Consider the following 4,762-nt stretch of genomic DNA (forward strand, 5'->3'; position numbering starts at 1 on the left):
TTAGTAAATCTGAGCTAAATTTTCAGAACACTATACGAAAGTCAATATATATGTCAGCTTCTGACTTAAAGCAAAGAATCGTTGATTCCACCCTCCTCCATAACGATGCTTGGATTGATGGGCAATGGGTTAGTGGGTCTAGCCGATTTGCAGTAACCAACCCTGCTACAGGCGAGCTGCTTGCACAAGTTGCTAATTTAAGTGCATCAGAAGCAGAGGCAGCAATTGCGGCAGCTGATCGTGCATTGCCAGCCTGGCGAGCTCTGACTGCTAAAGAGCGATCCAATATATTACGTCGCTGGTTTGAGTTGATTATGGCGGCCTCAGACGATTTAGCAATGATCATGACACTAGAGCAAGGTAAGCCCTTGGCGGAGGCTAAGGGAGAGGTAATGTATGGCGCCAGCTTTCTAGAGTGGTTTGCTGAGGAAGCGAAGCGGGTAGCCGGAAGCATTCCAAGCTCGACCTGGGGCGATAAACGGATGCTAGTGTTAAAGCAGCCAATTGGTGTTTGTGCGGCTATCACCCCATGGAACTTTCCAATTGCGATGATTACGCGAAAGATTGCTCCGGCATTAGCGGCAGGATGCACGATTGTTATAAAGCCTGCAGAGCAAACTCCCTTATCGGCTTTAGCGCTTGCCGAACTGAGTCGCCAAGCTGGAATCCCTCCTGGAGTTGTTAATGTAGTGACAGGTGATGCCAGCCAATCGGTAGTAATTGGTAAGGCACTATGCGCCTCCACCGTCGTGCGCCACCTTTCCTTTACAGGCTCAACCGAAGTGGGTCGCCTGCTCATGGCACAGTGCGCCCCTACCGTTAAAAAACTTGGTTTAGAACTGGGTGGTCACGCTCCCTTTATTGTGTTTGAAGATGCCGATATTGATGCGGCAGTGGCAGGCGCCATGGTATCCAAATATCGCAATGCCGGCCAAACCTGTGTGTGCGCTAACCGCTTTTATGTGCATAGCAAAATAGTTGATGTCTTTACTGAGCGTTTTGCCAAGGCAGTTAAAACTCTTGCGGTAGGCAATGGTTTGGATGCTGGCGTGCAGCAAGGGCCCCTCATTGATGCAGCAGCTTTGGCTAAAGTAGAAGCCCATGTAGCTGATGCACTAGGCAAGGGTGCAACCCTAGTGACGGGCGGTAAGGTTGCCGCTTTAGGTGGGCACTTTTATGAGCCGACTATCCTTAGTCGCGTGACTCCCGAAATGCGCATCAGTAGTGAAGAAACCTTTGGGCCTGTGGCGCCCATTATGGCTTTTGATGATGATGCCGAGGTTGTGCGCCTTGCAAACCACTCTCCTTTTGGCTTGGCATCTTATTTTTATAGTCGAGATATTGGACGGATCTGGAAGGTGGCAGAAGCGTTGGAGTACGGCATTGTGGGCGTCAATACTGGTGCAGTATCCAATGAAGTTGGCCCCTTTGGAGGGGTAAAACAATCAGGCCTGGGGCGCGAAGGGAGCGTCTGGGGCATGGATGAGTATTTAGAGATGAAGTATGTGTGCGTAGGGCTGTAAAGAGTTGATTCAATGCAGTATTAATTTTTTTAGGCTTAATTCTTAAGAATAAGGGGGTACCAACATGTTTCTACCATTCAGCAATAGTTTTAACCTCACTCGTCGTGCACTGTGTTTATCGCTATTCGCATTAAGCGCCAACTTGAGCGCGCAGACGTATCCCAATAAACCAGTAACTATTGTTGTTCCTTACAACGCCGGCGGGGATGCAGATCAATCAGCACGCAATTTAGGCACAGTAGCGCAAAACGTTTTAAAGCAGCCCGTCGTTATATTAAATAAAGGTGGCGCGAGCGGAGCCATTGGCTCGCAATTCGTTAAAGACGCTGCCCCAGATGGCTATACGCTATTGCTAGCTAGAGTGGGATCACAAGCCGTACTCCCTGCGATGAAGTCTGATTTAAGTTACAAATGGAATGACTTTACTTTTATCGGCTTGCTCGAACTCAACCCCGTAGTGTGTGTTGTTCACCCTGACTCCCCTTATAAGACCTTTGGCGATCTCACTAAGGCCATTGCAGATAAACCTGGGAAGCTAAATTACAGCTCGTCTGGACCAGGAACTATTTTGAACTTTGCCCCTCAACTCATGCTTCAAACCCTGAAATTAAATTCCGATGCAGCAGTCAACATTAGCTATAAGGGCGGATCAGAGGCTGTTGTTGCTGTACTCGCACGTGAAGTGGATTTCAGCTGCGGCAATCTCACTTCAGCACTCACGCAAATTACAGCCGGCAAATTAAGAGCCCTTGTTACCACCACACCAGAACGTGTAAAAGATATTCCCAATGTACCGACAGCAAAAGAAGCAGGGATGCCACAACTGGAAGCGATTGTAGGTTGGAGCGCTTTATATGGACCTCCTAAACTGAGCCAGGATGTCATTAATCAGTGGGTTAATGTTCTGAATATTGCTGACAAAGATGCTAACTGGCAGGCTGGCAATGTTCGATATGGCGGCATCCCCCGCATCCTCTCCCCCATGGACACTGAGAAATTTGCTGCATCTCAATATGTCTCTTACTCCAAATTAAGTACTCAACTCGGAATTAAGTAACGCAATCCACTCGAAAGAAATTATGCCTAGTCCAATTACACGTGGAGCCGATGCATTGGTTGCCTCAATGCTCAACGCAGAAGTTAGTAATGTATTTACCCTTTCTGGTAATCACATCATGCCTATATTTGATGCCATATTTGATCAAAAAATGAGATTGATTCATACCAGGCATGAGGCTGCTGCAGTTCATATGGCAGATGCATGGGCTAGGCTTACGGGCGAGGTTGGTATTGCAATGGTAACGGGTGGCCCGGGTCATGCAAATGCTGTATCCGCCCTGTATACCGCAGCCATGGCTGAGTCACCACTTGTTCTACTCTCCGGTCATGCGCCGATAAATCAACTGGGCATGGGTGCATTTCAGGAGATGGCTCAGGCTGATATTGCTGCGCCTCTTACAAAGGCATCCTGGATGTGCAAGAGCACCGCCGATCTTCCAGGCGATTTTGCGAAAGCAGTATCGCTTGCAAGATCAGGCAGACCGGGCCCAGTACACATCAGCCTTCCATCAGATGTATTGGATGACGTCTTTCCGGAAGGATCGCGAATGCCTGCATTATCGGACTTTGATGCTGTGCCAATCAAGCCAGATATGACGGCAATGAAAAACATGCTTGAGAAATTAAAGCAAGCAAAGCGGCCATTAATCTTGACTGGCCCAATGATGCAATCCAAGCAAGGGCGTAAAACCCTTGCATTACTTGAATCATCCTTGGGGATCCCTGTCATTGGGATGGAAAGCCCACGAGGCATTGGAGACCCTAGCCTGGGGGCCCTCTCCGAGGTAATGGCTCAGTCAGACTGTGTATTGCTGCTTGGCAAGAAATTGGATTTCACGCTTAAATTTGGCAAGGCGCCTAATTTTGATAGAGACTGCATCTTCTTACAAATTGATCCCGAGAATACTGAAATTGAGCGGACTAAAAGGGCTGTCGCCAACAAACTCAATCTATCTACACTGGCTGATGTACCTAGTGCTATCAATGCACTCATTGAACTGCAATCAACACCACAGACAATGAACTCTGATTGGATGACAGAGGTCCATAACGCCATACACTATCGCCCAGCAGCGTGGGATCAGACCATTTCCAGTGACAGAAAGATTCATCCTGTCCATGCCTTTAAACCACTCCAGTCCATACTCGATAGCCACCCAGATTCTGTCTTAGTCAGCGATGGTGGGGAAATTGGCCAATGGGCACAAGCATGCTTGCATGCACCAAATCGCGTAATTAATGGTGTAGCAGGATCAATTGGAGCAGGCTTGCCATTTGCTTCAGCGGCATCCCTTGCCAAGCCAGGCGCTCCGGTTGTCGCGATTATGGGTGATGGTACATTTGGATTTCATAGCGCTGAAATCGACACAGCCGTACGATACCAACTGCCTTTTTTGCTGATTGTTGGAAACGATGCGTGCTGGAACGCTGAGCATCAGATCCAAATTCGAGAATATGGAAAAGACAGAGTCATCGGGTGTGAATTATTGCCTAGTAGCTATGAGAAGGTAGCCAGCGCGTTCGGTGGCTTTGGAGAACTTGTCATTCATCATGATCAAGTACTACCAGCTGCTCATCGAGCAATTGATAGCAAGCTGCCTGCTTGCCTAAATATCATGATCGATGGCGTCCCAGCCCCAACGATTCGACGTAACTAGATTCAACATGTCCGCCAGCCTGCTTCTTTCGGAATTTACGAATGCAATTGGCGAACAATACGTACTAGACCAGGATAAGGATAAAGATCCATACCTGACAGATTAGGGGAAGCGCTACAGAGGGCGTGCACTAGCCGTTTTAAAGCCAAAGAATACGGATGAAGTTGCTGTGCTTGTTGGCATATGCAAAGCTCATCGGATATCGATTGTGCCGCAAGGTGGTAATACTGGCCTATGTGGAGGCGCCACCCCTGATGGCACTGGAAATTCAGTGGTGATTTGTTTAAGTCGATTAAACCAAATTCGAGATGTGGACACCCAAAATTCCACAATTACTGTTGGCGCAGGGGCGATACTAAAGCATGTTCAAAATGCAGCCTTAGAGCACGGAAAATTATTTCCACTTAGCCTGGCCGCTGAAGGCAGCTGTACGATTGGCGGGAATTTGGCAACCAATGCGGGCGGCATTCAAGTCCTTCGGTATGGCAATATGCGCGACCTTACGCTGGGTCTTGAAGTTGT

3 protein-coding genes and 1 pseudogene are annotated in these 4,762 nt (G+C 48.2%); all 4 read left to right on the forward strand.

Annotation, left to right across the window (positions count from 1 at the left end; all coding sequences use genetic code 11):
* Positions 1-50 precede the first annotated feature (50 nt).
* Complete coding sequence (locus B7Y67_RS11035; RefSeq protein ID WP_293598688.1) at positions 51-1,523, forward strand: NAD-dependent succinate-semialdehyde dehydrogenase; 1,473 nt, start codon at positions 51-53, stop codon at positions 1,521-1,523.
* A gap of 64 nt (positions 1,524-1,587) precedes the next feature.
* Positions 1,588-2,580 carry a tripartite tricarboxylate transporter substrate binding protein gene (locus tag B7Y67_RS11040; protein WP_293598689.1) on the forward strand — a complete coding sequence of 331 codons (993 nt, stop codon included), beginning with the start codon at positions 1,588-1,590 and terminating at the stop codon, positions 2,578-2,580.
* Between the two features lie 22 nt (positions 2,581-2,602).
* A complete protein-coding gene (locus tag B7Y67_RS11045; RefSeq protein WP_293598690.1) occupies positions 2,603-4,240 on the forward strand; it encodes a thiamine pyrophosphate-binding protein in 1,638 nt (545 codons plus the stop codon).
* 7 nt (positions 4,241-4,247) lie between these two features.
* Positions 4,248-4,762, forward strand: a pseudogene (locus tag B7Y67_RS11050) (FAD-binding oxidoreductase); the annotation flags it as partial.

It is taken from the genome of Polynucleobacter sp. 35-46-11, assembly GCF_002281105.1.